Here is a 12,553-nt window from a genome sequence, read left to right on the forward strand (position 1 = left end):
CCCGGACAGGAGGGAGCATGAGGCACATGCCAGCTCCCCTCGCGGGTCCCGACCGGTTCGCCGCGGTCGCCGCCGCGGTCGCCGATCCCGTCCGCCGCTACCTCTGGCGGCGCACCGACTCCGCCACCGCCGACGACGTGCTCGCCGCGACGCTCTCGGTGCTCTGGCGCCGCAGCGCCGACGTCCCCGAGGACGACCCGGTGCCGTGGGCGATCGGCGTCGCCCGGCTCCAGCTGCAGAACGCCCGGCGGATGCAGCGCCGCCAGGTCATGCTCGCCCAGCGGATCGCGGTCGTCGATCCGCCCCAGGTGCAGATCGACGAGGGCGAGGCGTCGGGCGCGGAGGAGACCGTGCGCCTCGTGCTCGCCCGGATGCGCGAGCAGGACGCCGAGCTGCTGCGCCTCTGGGCGTGGGAGGAGCTCGACGTCCGCGGGATCGCCGCGGTCCTCGGAGTCACGGCGAACGCCGTCTCGATCCGCCTGCACCGCGCGCGGCGCCGCTTCGCCGAGCTCTACGACTCCACCGACCCGCACGCGCCCGAAGGGGGACTCCGATGACCGGAACCGACGACGAGGACGTCCGCCGCCTCCTCCGCACGGTCGACCCCGCGCGGAGCCTCCCCGCGCTCGACCGCGACGAGCTCGCCGAGCAGATCGCCGCCGCGACGGGCGAGGGCACGCGGACGGTGCACTCCCGCCGCCGCTCCCCCTGGCTGATCGTGGGAGTCGGCGCGCTGAGCGCCGGGGCCGCCGCCTCCCTCCTGCTGCCCTTCGCGCTCGGCGTGGGCGGGGGCAGCACCTCGACGCTGATCCTGCCGAGCACGGGCGGGCCGATGGCCGCGTGCTCGCCGGTGACGGCCGCCGCGCTGGCCCCTGCTCAGCTCGCGTTCCGGGCCGAGGTCCGCTCGATCGACGGGAGCACCGTCACCCTGCACGTGCTCGAGCGCTACGCGGGCGAGGTCGGCGACGGCGTCACAGTCACCCAGGGCAGGGAGACGGCGGTGGACGGGGCCCCCATCGTCTTCGAGACCGGGGTCGACTACCTGGTCGCGGCCGACGGCGACACGATCCTGACCTGCGGCCTCAGCGGCGAGAGCTCCCCCGAGCTCGCGGCGCTGTACCAGGAGGCGTTCTCGCGGCAGTAGGCGGAGGCGGGTAGCGCCCCGGGCGGGCGGTGGCAAGGGCCTCCCCGATCGGGGGGAGCGGCGCGCAGGCTGAGGCACGGGCTTCTCGGCCCTCCCCCTCCGGTCGCCCGGCGGCGCCCGCGGGCCCTCGGCGACACCGCCCCGCCCGCCCCGCAGGAGGCCCGCATGCCGGTGTTCCGGCTCCTCGAACCGCTCCACGCCGCCGGCGTCGCGCTCGCCGACCTCGCGAGCGATCGACTCCGCCTCCACGGCGACGGCTCCGACGTCCGCATCACCGCGGTGACCGTCGCGCACACCGAGGCGGGCCCCGGCGCCCTCTTCGCCGCGCTCCCCGGGAGGAGGAGCCACGGCGCCCGGTTCGCGGCCGACGCGGCGGCGGCAGGAGCGGTCGCCGTGCTCACCGACGCGGGCGGGCTCGACGAGGCGCGCGCCTCCGGACTGCCCGTCCTCCTCAGCGACGACCCCCGCACCGCCCTCGGCCCGGTCGCGGCGCGGGTGTACGGCACGAGGAGCGGACCGGTGCTCCTCGGCGTGACCGGCACCAACGGCAAGACCAGCACCGTGCACCTCCTCGACGCGGTGCTCCGGCAGCTGGGCGTCGTCTCGGGGCTGAGCTCCACCGCCGAGCGCCGCAGCGCCGACCACGTGGTCGCCAGCCGCCTCACCACGCCCGAGGCCTCCGAGCTGCACGCGCTCCTGGCCCGGATGGCGGAGGACGGCGTCGAGGCGGCGGCGATCGAGGTCAGCGCTCAGGCGCTCGTGCGCTCCCGGATGGAGGGGATCGTGCTCGACGTCGCCGGGTTCACCAACCTCAGCCACGACCACCTCGACGACTTCGGCGACCTGGACGAGTACCTCCGCGCCAAGCAGCGCCTGTTCACGCCCGAGCGGAGCCGCCGCGGCGTCGTGGTCGTCGACACCGAGGCGGGGCGCCGGGTCGCCCGCGAAGCCTCGGTCCCGGTCGTCACGCTCTCGGCCGGGGACGGAGCCGACTGGCGGATCGACGTGCTCGAGACCGCGGTCGACCGCACCCGCTTCCGGCTCACCGCCCGCGACGGCTGGTCGACGACCACCACCGTCCCGCTCCTCGGCCGCCACATGGCCTCGAACGCGGCCCTCGCGCTGGTGATGCTGATCGAGGCGGGCCACGCGCGCGACCGGGTGGCCGCGGCGGTCGGCTCCGGGATCGACGTCACCGTGCCCGGGCGGACGCTGCTCGTGTCCGGCGCCGACGGGCCGCGGGTCTTCCTCGACTTCTCGCACACGCCCGACTCGGTCGCGCGCACCGTCGACGCCCTCCGCGAGGTGACGCCCGGCCGCGTGCTCGTCCTCCTCGGCGCCGACGGCGACCGCGACCCGAGCAAGCGCGCGCCGATGGGCCGGGCCGCCGCCGAGCGCGCCGACTTGGTGATCGTCACCGACCACCACCCGCGCTTCGAGGACCCCGCGCGAATCCGCCGCGCCCTGGTCGACGGCGCCCGCCGCGTCGAGCGCTGCGAGGTGCTCGAGATCGCGGAGCCGGCCGACGCCGTCCGCGCCGCCCTGCACCGGGCCGGCCCGTCCGACTCCGTCCTCTGGGTCGGCCCCGGCGACACCGACTACCGCGTGGTCGGCGCCGACGACCTCCCCTACTCGCCCCGCGCCGACACGGCCCGCGCGCTGGCCGAGGCCGGCTGGAGCGTCGACCTGCTTGACTGACCGGGTGTTCTCGACCCTCCCGGTGCGCCGCGTGCAGGCCCGACCCGAGCACCCCGCCGACCTCGCGCGGTGGCCCGCGACGCTCGCGCCCGTGCGGCAGGTGCTGGCCGAGGGCTGGGATCTCGGCCAGGTGACGGTGATCACCGGCGAGAACGGCTCGGGCAAGTCGACGCTGCTCGAGGCGGTCGCCCTCGCCTACGGGCTGAACGCGGAGGGCGGATCCACGGGTGCGATGCACTCCTCCCGCGCCTCGGAGTCGGACCTGGCCGAGCACCTCCAGCTGGTCCGCGGGGCCGGCGCGTCCAAGCGCGGCTTCTTCCTCCGCGCCGAGACGATGCACGGCTTCTTCAGCTACCTGGAGGAGGTGGGGATCGACGGCGGATACCACGAGCGGAGCCACGGCGAGTCGTTCCTCGACATCGTGGCGAACCGCTCCCGGATCAGCGGGCTGTGGCTCCTCGACGAGCCGGAGTCGGCCCTCTCGGTGTCGGGCTGCCTCGCCCTGATCGGGCAGCTGCGCGACCTGGTCGCCGGCGGCTCGCAGGTCGTCCTCTCCACGCACTCGCCGATCCTCGCGGCCCTCCCCGGAGCCGACCTCTACGAGCTCGACGAGACGGGCCTGCGCCTTTGCCGCTACGACGACCTCGACCTGGTGCGGACCTGGCGCGGCTTCCTCGACCAGCCGGCCCGCTTCCTGCGCCGGCTGGAGTAGGCCGGCGGGCGCTCGGCCGCGCCGGAACGGGCCGTTCGTGTTCGCCACGAAGGGAGGTACGTCGGCAGGCCGCCCTGATCTCGCGCATCCCGAGCCGCCCGGGCGAAGCCCTCCTCCGGCACGAGCACTGTCAGGCCGCGGAGGCCGCCGTCGGCCGGGCGACCCGGGGCGCCCAGCCCACCGCGATCGCGGCGCCGGCGAGCGCGAGCTGTCCGAGCGGCGGCAGGATCGCCGAGACCAGGGAGCCGTCGCCGCCGGACGTGACGAAGGTGTCGGCGACCGACATCCCGAAGCCGAACCCGGCGAAGAAGCGGAAGACGACGGCGCCGGCGACCAGGACGAGCATGAGCACCGCGATCCGCCGCGGAGTGAGCGGCGACCTCCGGCCGACCAGGGCGCCGACCGTCACGACGATCGCGGCGGCCGTCCAGAACGCGGCCCACCCGGTGACCCAGATCGCGTGGGAGCCGAACTCGAAGCCGTCGCGCTCGGACATGTTCGCGTAGATCTCCGCCAGGGCCACACCGGGGACCTTCGCCTGCGGATTCCAGACCAGCAGATCCACCGCGCCCACCACCGTGACGCCCGCCACGAGCGCGAGGCCCGCGAGGGCGACGGGGAGGCGCTGAGCGCGGGTCGCCGTCCGCGGTGCGAGGGCGATGGTCCGCGAGCCGCCGAGGACGATCGCCCCGCAGACGAGTCCGGCGAGGGAGACGGGCAGGCCGACGAGGGCGAGGGGTCCGGGGAGGAGGAGGCCGGCCGCGGTGAGCACCGGGCCGACGACGGCGGCGACCAGGGAGATCCGCGCGAGCACCGTGCGGGCCGACGCCGCGGCGCCGAGGAGGTGGACCGCGCCGAGGACCGCGACCGCGACGGCGGCGACGAGCACCGCGGTCTGCACGGCGCCGACGGCGGCGAGGGCGGTGTCGGAGGCGGCACCCGGCTCGGGGACGATCCCGCCGCCGGTCAGCGCGATGCCGCTCAGCATGAGCGCGGCCGCGGCGAAGAGCGCGAGTCCGCGGCGGGCGAGGCGGCGCGGAAGCGTGCCCCGCGCTTCGCCGGTGTGCGCGGGCAGGTCGCGGTCGACGCTCACCAGCAGGGCGAGCGCTCCGAGGACGACGCCGCGCCGGGGCAGTCCCAGCTCGGCGGCCCCGGCCAGGTCCGCCCGCCACTCCTCGAGGTAGCGCTCGCGGGCGAGCGGGGGCAGCAGCAGCGACAGGAGCCGCAGGAGCGCGCTCACGCGGTCGCCTCCGCCGCTCGCGGCGCCGTCCGCGCGGTCGACCTCATCCGCTCGACGGCGGCCCGGGCTGCCGGGGCGCCCTCCGCGGTCAGCTCGTAGAGCCGGCGACGCGGGCCGCTCCGCTCGCTCGCGGCCTCCCACTCCGAGACCACCCAGCCCGCTCCCTCGAGCCGCTCCAGGATCGGGTAGACGCTGCCCGCCGGTCGCCCGGTGGCCTTGATCACGACCATGCCCCAGGTCGGGCCGTCGGCATCGAGGAGGGTCCGGAGGACGTCCGCCGTGGCGGGCGTGAGGCGAGGGAGTGGCTGCACACGGATGACGCTACCTATGTAGAGATAGCGGGGTCAATCGGATCGCCTCCGTGCGTACGGGCGATACCACTCCACTCCCCGGCCGCGGTCGGGCCCTCAGTCGTGCGACGACTTCGCCGCCCCCGTCCGAGGAGGACCGGAGTCGGTTCCGGCCCCGCTTCCCTGATCGGCGGGATCGGCGCCTTGAAACTCCGATGACCAGGGCGGGATCAGCTGCCGCATCACCCTTCACGGCGGGGTGGTCGCCGAGCAGATCAGCACAGGCGCGTCCGCCTCGGCGATCCCCACGGCGACCCCGCAGCAGCCGCGGACACTGCCGCTAGCCGGACCCAGCGCGCAGAACGTCGGCCGAGAGCAGCCGCCCTCCACCCTCGGGGGACGGCGGGCACTCTCGGCCGACGGTCTGCGCGCGAGCGCGGGGACTACTTGCGGAACATCCGCGCCGTGGTCTCGAAGAGGCCCTTCACGGGGCGCTGCTGCTCGCCCTGCTGGGCGCCGAGGACGATGATGACGGCGGTCAGCACGGGGATGGCCCACTGGGTGACCTTCTGCACGCGGAGGGCCGTGGTCAGCTCCTGTGAGTTGTGCTCCGACGCCTCGGTCACGCCGGGGGCGCCCTCGTCGGCGTGCTTGGCCTGCGTCGCTCCGGCGACCGCGGCGATCACCGAGGCGGCACCGGCGAGCCCGGTCACGACGGTCTTGACGACGGTGTTCGTGCGGCTCTCCTGCTGGTTGGCCAGGCGGGTCTTGTTGGCGAGGACGAGTCCGATGCCGCCGACGCCGTGGGCGGCGATCGCGGCGAGCTGCACAGGGGTCCAGCGGGCCCAGCCGTTCGAGGAGAGGCGGAGGCGCTCCGCCGGGTCGGACGAGGTGGACGCGGCGCCGTTCAGGCCGACGGCGCCCATGAGCGAGCCGCCGAACCAGGCGGCGGCTCCGAGGTCGTGGAGACTGCGGACGAGGGTGTTGCGGGAGGGCATGTGGGCCTCTTCTCTGCCGGCGGCGGACGTCGGCGGTGGTCGGCTGGTGCGGACTCCTCCGACGCTACGCGCGCCCTGGAACCGCGCACGGGGCTTGACCTCTCCCCCTCCGACACGCTCCGCTGGAGGTCACCGACCGACCCGGACCGACCGACCCGAGGAGCCCCGCGATGCCCACCGACGACGAGAAGCGGACGACCCGCGACGAGTTCCACGACGCCGTGAACATGACCGCGAAGGAGCTCGAGGAGTGGCTCGGCACCGACGAGTCGAAGGAGGTCGGCCAGAAGCCGGAGGGCGGCGGCGAGTCCGTCGGCCACGAGAGCGGGCGCCGCATCGTCGACCTGCTCGGCACGAAGCAGGCCGACCTGAGCGACGACGACTACGCCCACATGACGAAGGTCGTCGGCTACGTGCACCGGCACGCGAAGCAGCGTCCCTCGGGCGATGTCACCGAGACGAAGTGGCGCTACTCCCTGATGAACTGGGGCAACGACCCGCTGAAGGGCTGACCCGGTCCGAGAGCTGCGCTCAGCACATCCCGAAGAGGTTGCAGAGGGCGCCGCGGTCCTGGATCGACTCCATGCCGCCCGGCTTCTGCACCTTCGGCAGCTCGTAGGAGGCGGCGACCGTCTGCACGCCGGCGGACGAGGCGGCCTGCACGGGAGCGGCGGCAGGAGCAGCGGCGGGAGCGAGAACGGCTCCGAGGGCGAGTGCGGCGGCGGCGAGGATCGGGGCCATGGTCGTTCTCCTGTGATCGAGGGGTGCGATCGGCTCGACCGCTCCACCAGCATGGCGACGCCCCGTCGCACCGCTCCTGTACGAAAGACCAGTCCGCCCTTGTACGGAAGGCCGACGGGGCTCGGAGAAGGCTTCGGTACCCTGGTCCCGTGGTGGGGACGACGCGGTGGACGAACGACGTGCGGACGCTGCCCGGCGGCTGGATCACCCGGTCCCTCCTCCTCGGCTCCTTCACGCTCCTCGTCGTCATCGACCTGATGGGCGGCAGCGTCGACCTCACGTCGGTCCGCGGCTGGATCGAGCTGGCGCTCCCCTACCTGCCGCTCCTGGCGCTGCTCGCCGGCGCGATCCCCGCGGCGGTCTCGCTCTACCTCGTCTACGCCGTCGTCCTGATGCTCGGCGCCCCGCCGCTGCTGCTCGCGGCGCTGATCTTCCCGACCATCGTGGTGGTCGGCTTCGTCACCTTCCTCCTCCCCTGGCGCGCGGGGCTCGTCTTCGTGCTCGGCACCCTCGTCCTCCTGCCCGCGGTGCTGCTCGTCGACCGCGCCATGGGCACGGCCGTCTACGTCCTGGGCGCGTTCGTCCTCTTCGGCGGCACCGCCGGGCTGGGCCTGAACGCCTTCCGGGGCCGCAGCGAGCGGAGCGAGCGCCGGGCCGACCTCATCCAGGAGGAGCAGGCGCGGATCCGCAACGAGGAGCGGACCCGGCTCGCGCACGAGCTGCACGACATCGTCGCGCACGAGGTCACCATCATCGCCATGCAGGCCCGCCGCGCGACCTCGGTCGAGGACCCGGCCAAGACCGAGCGCATCCTCGAGAGCATCGGCGACGCGGCGCAGCAGGCGCTGCAGGATCTGCGGAGCCTCGTGACGCTCCTCCAGGACGAGGACGAGGCAGGCGCTCCCGCCCGCGGCGACTCCGACCTGCTCGGGACCCCGGAGGTCTCGGGCGCCACGACCACCGCTGTCGGCTTCGTCCACGACGTGCGGAACGTCGCCGACGCGATCGAGCGCGCGGGCTTCCGGGTCCGCCTCGACGTGGCGGGCTCCGTGGCGCAGGTGCCCGCGAGCCTCCGTCAGGTGCTGCGGCGCACGGTCCGGGAGCTGGGCACGAACGTGCTCAAGCACGGCGACACCGCCGGTGAGGTGCAGCTCCGGCTCGAGGTGTCGGGGGGCGAGGTGCAGCTGAGCTCCTCCAACGCGATCGCCTCCGCGGCTCCGATCGTCTCCTCGCACCTCGGGATCGAGGCGATGTCGGCCCGCTGCGCCGTCTTCGGCGGGCGGCTGGACGCGGGAGCCCGCGGCGGCCGCTGGACCACGACCATGACCATCCCCCTCGAGGGCCGGGCGTCCGGTGCGCTCGTCGCGGGGGCGACCGACGAAGGACGAGAGCGATGACCCGCGTGCTGCTGGTGGACGACGAATCGATGACCCGCGAGATCCTCCGCGACTACCTCTCGCAGGACCCGGCGATCGAGGTGGTGGGCGAGGCCTCCGACGGGAGGATCGCGGTGCAGCAGGCGGCGACGCTCCAGCCCGACCTGATCCTGATGGACATGCAGATGCCGGTCATGAACGGCGTCGCTGCGACCGAGCGGATCCACGCCGAGCACCCGGGCATCGCGATCCTCGGGCTCAGCACGTTCACCACGGACCGCTACGTCGTCGACCTGCTCCGCGCGGGCGCCTCCGGCTACCTGGTCAAGGACACGAAGCCGCGGGAGATCATCGCGGCGGTGCACGCGGTGCTCGCGGGCGAGTCCGTGCTCTCCGCCGAGGTCACGCGCCACGTGGTGAAGGGGCTCGAGGAGTCGGTGCCGGCGGAGACGGTGCCGGACCCCGATCTGCTCGAGGCGCTCACCGAGAAGGAGCTCGAGGTGATCCGCCTGCTCGCCCGCGGGATGAGCAACCGCGAGATGGCGCAGGAGCTGTTCGTCACCGAGTCGACCGTGAAGGCGCGGTTCGTGAAGGTGATGGAGAAGCTGGGCGTGCGCGACCGGGTGCAGATCCTGGTCTCGGCGATCGAGCACGGGCTCGTCGACCTGGGGACGCGTCCCGGCCGGAGCTGATCGAGCCCGCCGGATTCAGCCCCAGCCGACCACGTCGGCGACGGGCCGCAGGAGCCCCGCGACCGCCCGCTCGAGCGCACTCTCGTCGACCGCGGCGAGCGCCGACTCCGGATCGAGCACCAGGGCGCCGCCCCAGCCCATCACCTCGTACTCCACCAGGGTGCGCGCGAGCGTCTCGGGCGACCGCCAGGCGCGGAGGAGGTTCGCCCGCGCGAACGCGTGCGCGGCGCGTGCTCCCTCCCCGTGCGCGGCGCGGCCGTCGAGGACGGTGCGCAGCACGGTCTCGAGGGTCGGGATGCCCTGGCCGGCCGGGGAGACGACCTGCCAGGTGAGGGAGGGGCGGCTCGAGCGCAGGCCCCGCGCGACCTGGGCGACCGCATCGCCGCCGGCGGAGCGCAGTGCGGCGGGGACGAGCGGCTCAGCCCCCGCGGTGAGGCGGCACAGCGCCAGGAACGTCGCAGCGTGGCCGACCTCGCCGGACGGGTCCGCGCCGGTGACGATCGTGCTCTCGTAGCCCTGCTCGCGGGACTGGTGCAGAGCGCTCGGCAGCGGAGCCGCGGCGGGCACGGAGACGGGCCGGGACGTCTCGCGGACGGCGCGTTCGGGCCCGACCACGGCGAGCACCGGATCCCCGGCTCCCTGGGCGCGCTCGAGCGTCAGGGCGGTCCAGGCCGCGGCGCCCTCCGGAGGGAGCACCGCGGTGAGGCTCTGCGCCCCGGCCGTCGCCGTCCACGCGAGCGAGACCGCTCCGGGGGGAACGGCCGAGCGGAGGCGGGCAGCGCGGTCGGGCCCGTCGTCTCCGGCCGGGTCGCGCCAGCCGAGGGCGACGACGGCGAAGCGGGAGCGCTCGTCGACGACGGCGAGCGGGGGTGCGGCGGTCATGGGCTCCTCCTTCCGGGACGGGTGGAGGCGGCGGGAACGCCCAGTGCGGCGAAGGGCTGCTCGGCGAGGCGGGCCGCGGCGTCCGCGAGCAGCGGGCGCGGCGGCCGCGCGGCGAGGGAGTCGACGAGCTCGCCCGCGAAGCCGGGCGCACCGCGCAGCAGGGCATCCCGGGCGACGGTGCGGGCCAGACGCTCGTCGTCGTGCACCAGCCGCTCCGCACGCAGCACCGCGCGGTGCCGGGCGTGCTCGAGGGCGGAGTCGTCGCTCACCGCGAGGGCGCGGAGGCGGTGCCACGGATCGACGGGCACGGCGTTGTCGTCGACCAGCACGAAGAGGTCGTCGGCGACGGTGTCGCCCGGGCCGAAGAGTCCGGCGCTCGCGTCGAGTCCGGCCTGCGCAGCGAGCGCCTCGGCGGCGATCAGGTCGCCGAGCAGCTCGTCGGAGACGCGGGTCGACGGCGCGGCGGCGGTCGCGGCGAGCCGGCGGGCGGCGGGCTCGGCGCGGTACTCGGGGCGGGCCGTCCCAGGTGGGACGGCGACCGGTCCTGCCGCGCGATCGGGCGTCTCCGCGAGGGCCGCGACCAGGCGGTCCAGGAGCCGGGCGGGGTCGTCGGCCGTGACGCCGACCAGCACGGAGCCGGCCGGGCGGTAGTGGCGCCTGTGCAGCGCGCGCAGGACGGGCTCGGTCGCGCGGCCCTCGAGGTCGAGGTCGCCGCTGCCGTCGTGCGCGTTCGGGGCGTCGGCCCAGTAGCGGGCGGTCAGGTGCGGCCACGGCAGCACGCCGCCCGGAGCGGGGGCGAGGCGCGCGGCCCGCTCAGAGGCGACCGCGCGGATCTGCTCCGCGATCTGCTCCGGCCGGAAGGCGGGGCGGAAGACCTGCTCGACGAGCCGCTCCGCGATCACGGCGGCCGACCCGGGAGAACCCGTCTCGAAGAACTCGGAGTAGTCGAGGTGCGTGTGACCGCCGAGGACGCCGCCGCTCTCGGCGACGCGGGTCTGCCGGACGAGACCGGCGACCCCCTCACTGTCCTGGTAGACGAGGTGCTCGATCAGGTGCAGCATCCCCTCCTCGCCGTCGCGCTCGTGGCGCATGCCGGCGGGCACGGCGAGGGCGACCGAGTCGTTGCGGACCTCCGGCCGGTGCACGACGAGCGCGCGGGCGCCGGAGGGCAGGGCGGCGGACAGGGTCGGGACGTCGCGGGCGCTCATTCCGCCCGCTCCCCCAGCTGTGCGGCGGACAGGCGCAGCAGCAGCCGCGCCTGATCGCTGCTGGCGCCCCCGGAGCGGTGCCAGTCGACGGCGTGCTGGGCCAGCCGGAACGCGGTGCCGACGCGCAGCAGCTCGGCGTCGTGGTCCTCCTCGAGCGAGAGTCCGCGGCGGAGCGCGTCGAGGGCCGGGCGGAGCGCGGGGTGGAAGGCGTGCAGCTCTGCGAGCTCCCCGAGCACCCAGGCGGCGTCCCAGACCGGGTCGGCGAGCCCGACGTCCTCGCCCGTGAGCAGAGCGACGCGGGTCCCGCCGACGACGAGGTGGGCGAGGCCGGGGTGGCCGTGGACCACGACCGCGGCCGGCGAGGCGACGACCGCCTCCGCCCAGTCGGCGAGCTCGAGGAGACCGCCGGCGCCGAGCTCCTCGGCGGCGGGCGCCCAGCCACCGGCGAGCCAGCCGCGGGCGCGCTGCAGCGGACGCGGAGGGAGCGGCTCCCCGGCGGGCCGGGCGCCGTGGAGCGCGTCCAGCGCGCCCTTCCACTCGCGGCCGACGGAGACGAGCGCCTCCTCCGACAGCTCGTGGAGGAGCGCGGGCAGCAGGGCGCGGGCGGTGGTGCGGTAGCGGCGGATCGACGGGTCGGCGCCTCCCGGCACGATCCGGGGATCGGGCGCTGCGAGGCGGACGGGCACCGGCGAGAACGGCAGCGGCGCCTGCTCTCCGAGGCGGCGGGTCCAGACGGTGGTCCCGTCGGGTCCTTCCGAGAGCTCGGTGACGAGCAGCCCGGTGACGAGGGCCCGCGGAGGGGCGGTGGTGCTCACGCCGACCTCGCCTCCTCCGCGGCCGCCGGTGCCGTGCGCAGCGACTCCAAGTGGCGCAGCACCGCGGGGAACGCGGGCGGCACCCAGGCGAGCGCCGTGTCGCTGGACTCGCTCGGCCCGGGCACGGGGTCGATGACGGTGAAGTTGGCCGGCTCGCGCAGCAGCGCGAGGGTGGACTCGACGACCGGGTTGCCGAGCGCCCGCGGCGGCAGCGACGGAGCGATGCACACCGGCGCCTCCGTCGTGAGGGCCGCGAGCAGCGACGGGGAGTCGGTGATGCCGTGCGCGAGGCGCGAGGCGTAGTCGAGGGTGGCCGGGTAGATCAGGAAGAGGTCGGCCCACTCGGCGAGGTCGACGTGGGCGACGACGATCTCGTCGTCCCAGCGGTCGTCCTGGATCCGGCCGCGCAGTCGCGACTCCAGGTTGTGCCGGGTGGTGAAGCGGTAGGCCGAGTCGCGGACGAGCACGCGGAACTCGGTCGCCGGAGCGGCGGCGCGCGCCCACTGGATCCAGTAGGGCATGACCTGGGTCATGGCGGAGCCGGTCAGGACGAGGGCCACCCGGGAGTAGCCGAAGCGGCCGAGCGAGAGGTCGGAGAGTGCGGCGCTCTGCGCACCGGGCGGGGTGGTCATGGCGGTCTCCTCAGAGGGCGGCGGGCGGGAGGCCGCGAGCGAGCGGAGCGGCCCGCGTCGCCGGCTCTACGAGCTGACCGCGGAGGGCGCCCCGGCAGCCCGGGCCGCCGTCGAGCGGATGAGGT

At 75.4% G+C, this 12,553-nt stretch carries 15 protein-coding genes; 7 read left to right on the plus strand and 8 right to left on the minus strand.

The genetic code is table 11. From position 1 onward, the window contains the following. Positions 1-26 precede the first annotated feature (26 nt). The 4 genes from C5C99_RS02000 (at position 27) to C5C99_RS02015 (ending at position 3,554) form a co-directional block, all read left to right on the plus strand. A complete protein-coding gene (locus tag C5C99_RS02000; protein WP_160033683.1) occupies positions 27-557 on the plus strand; it encodes an RNA polymerase sigma factor in 531 nt (176 codons plus the stop codon). Further along, complete coding sequence (locus C5C99_RS02005; RefSeq protein ID WP_104237812.1) at positions 554-1,144, plus strand: hypothetical protein; 591 nt, start codon at positions 554-556, stop codon at positions 1,142-1,144. Before C5C99_RS02000 ends, C5C99_RS02005 begins: the two co-directional genes overlap by 4 nt. Positions 1,145-1,309: 165 nt before the next feature. Beyond that, complete coding sequence (locus tag C5C99_RS02010; RefSeq protein WP_104339515.1) at positions 1,310-2,842, plus strand: Mur ligase family protein; 1,533 nt, start codon at positions 1,310-1,312, stop codon at positions 2,840-2,842. A 4-nt stretch (positions 2,843-2,846) separates the two neighbouring features. Next, positions 2,847-3,554: an AAA family ATPase gene (locus tag C5C99_RS02015; protein WP_258063598.1), complete on the plus strand. Its 708-nt coding sequence runs from the start codon at positions 2,847-2,849 to the stop codon at positions 3,552-3,554. A gap of 130 nt (positions 3,555-3,684) precedes the next feature. Here the strand turns inward: C5C99_RS02015 and C5C99_RS02020 are convergent, their stop codons facing one another. From C5C99_RS02020 to C5C99_RS02030, 3 genes are all read right to left on the minus strand, one after another. Continuing rightward, positions 3,685-4,794, minus strand: coding sequence for a hypothetical protein (locus tag C5C99_RS02020; RefSeq protein ID WP_104339516.1), 1,110 nt, complete (start codon positions 4,792-4,794; stop codon positions 3,685-3,687). Next, positions 4,791-5,105, minus strand: coding sequence for a PadR family transcriptional regulator (locus C5C99_RS02025; protein WP_104225962.1), 315 nt, complete (start codon positions 5,103-5,105; stop codon positions 4,791-4,793). Before C5C99_RS02025 ends, C5C99_RS02020 begins: the two co-directional genes overlap by 4 nt. Positions 5,106-5,527: 422 nt before the next feature. Next, positions 5,528-6,082, minus strand: coding sequence for a hypothetical protein (locus C5C99_RS02030; protein WP_104225963.1), 555 nt, complete (start codon positions 6,080-6,082; stop codon positions 5,528-5,530). A 170-nt stretch (positions 6,083-6,252) separates the two neighbouring features. Between C5C99_RS02030 and C5C99_RS02035 the strand changes: the two genes are divergently transcribed. Further along, the gene (locus C5C99_RS02035; RefSeq protein ID WP_104246984.1) at positions 6,253-6,594 is read left to right on the plus strand and encodes a DUF3140 domain-containing protein; all 342 of its coding nucleotides are present in this window, start codon (positions 6,253-6,255) and stop codon (positions 6,592-6,594) included. A 19-nt stretch (positions 6,595-6,613) separates the two neighbouring features. Here the strand turns inward: C5C99_RS02035 and C5C99_RS02040 are convergent, their stop codons facing one another. After that, the gene (locus C5C99_RS02040; protein WP_104225965.1) at positions 6,614-6,823 is read right to left on the minus strand and encodes a hypothetical protein; all 210 of its coding nucleotides are present in this window, start codon (positions 6,821-6,823) and stop codon (positions 6,614-6,616) included. A gap of 149 nt (positions 6,824-6,972) precedes the next feature. Between C5C99_RS02040 and C5C99_RS02045 the strand changes: the two genes are divergently transcribed. Together C5C99_RS02045 and C5C99_RS02050 are read left to right on the plus strand one after the other, a co-directional pair. Beyond that, positions 6,973-8,220: a sensor histidine kinase gene (locus C5C99_RS02045; protein ID WP_258063599.1), complete on the plus strand. Its 1,248-nt coding sequence runs from the start codon at positions 6,973-6,975 to the stop codon at positions 8,218-8,220. Then, positions 8,217-8,891, plus strand: a complete 675-nt coding sequence (locus C5C99_RS02050) for a response regulator transcription factor (protein ID WP_104225096.1) — start codon at positions 8,217-8,219, stop codon at positions 8,889-8,891. The genes C5C99_RS02045 and C5C99_RS02050 overlap by 4 nt, the downstream gene beginning before the upstream one ends. Before the next feature lie 15 nt (positions 8,892-8,906). Here C5C99_RS02050 and C5C99_RS02055 read toward each other — a convergent pair whose 3' ends face one another. From C5C99_RS02055 to C5C99_RS02070, 4 genes are read right to left on the minus strand one after another with little or no spacing between them, the layout of a single operon-like run. Next, positions 8,907-9,773: a hypothetical protein gene (locus tag C5C99_RS02055; protein WP_104256258.1), complete on the minus strand. Its 867-nt coding sequence runs from the start codon at positions 9,771-9,773 to the stop codon at positions 8,907-8,909. Continuing rightward, positions 9,770-10,981 (minus strand): pitrilysin family protein, encoded by a 1,212-nt coding sequence (locus C5C99_RS02060; RefSeq protein ID WP_104339517.1) that lies wholly within the window; start codon positions 10,979-10,981, stop codon positions 9,770-9,772. Before C5C99_RS02060 ends, C5C99_RS02055 begins: the two co-directional genes overlap by 4 nt. Then, entirely contained in the window at positions 10,978-11,796 is an 819-nt protein-coding gene (locus C5C99_RS02065) for a hypothetical protein (protein WP_104225968.1), read from the minus strand. The genes C5C99_RS02060 and C5C99_RS02065 overlap by 4 nt, the downstream gene beginning before the upstream one ends. After that, complete coding sequence (locus tag C5C99_RS02070; protein ID WP_104339518.1) at positions 11,793-12,428, minus strand: flavoprotein; 636 nt, start codon at positions 12,426-12,428, stop codon at positions 11,793-11,795. Before C5C99_RS02070 ends, C5C99_RS02065 begins: the two co-directional genes overlap by 4 nt. Positions 12,429-12,553 lie beyond the last annotated feature (125 nt).

Origin of the sequence: Rathayibacter sp. AY1C4 (assembly GCF_002932195.1) — a bacterium.
GTDB lineage: Bacteria > Actinomycetota > Actinomycetes > Actinomycetales > Microbacteriaceae > Rathayibacter.